This window comes from Brevibacterium sp. SIMBA_078, from assembly GCF_046534565.1.
GTDB lineage: Bacteria > Actinomycetota > Actinomycetes > Actinomycetales > Brevibacteriaceae > Brevibacterium.
In genome coordinates, this window is record NZ_JAWRYQ010000120.1 from 1 (window position 1) to 304 (window position 304).

1 protein-coding gene is annotated in these 304 nt (G+C 60.5%); it reads right to left on the reverse strand.

Annotation, left to right across the window (positions count from 1 at the left end; all coding sequences use genetic code 11):
• Window positions 1–304 (reverse strand): ABC transporter permease (locus SB749_RS19110; RefSeq protein WP_410711690.1); only part of this gene is annotated, 304 nt, incomplete at both ends.

Below are 304 nucleotides of genomic sequence, written 5' to 3' on the forward strand. Positions count from 1 at the left end.
GCCCCATACCGCGGTCGACAGGTGCTGATTGGCGCCGATGAGGTTCAAGCCTGAGCTCAGCACTTGCAAGATCACCAGCGCGATAATCACCGGGGCAACCCGTCCGTGACCACCGAAGGGGTCGATGCCTCCTAGAAAGCAGGCCAGTACGGTAATCAAAAGCATTGCCTCGCCGTGGCCCACCCGGACCGAGTTGAAGCGCGCGGCCATCAGTATCCCAGCGATAGCACAGAGAACGCCGGACAGGCTGTAGATCAAAACCAGGGTCCGCTTTGCGTTTAGCCCCGCATACTCGGCCGCTTTC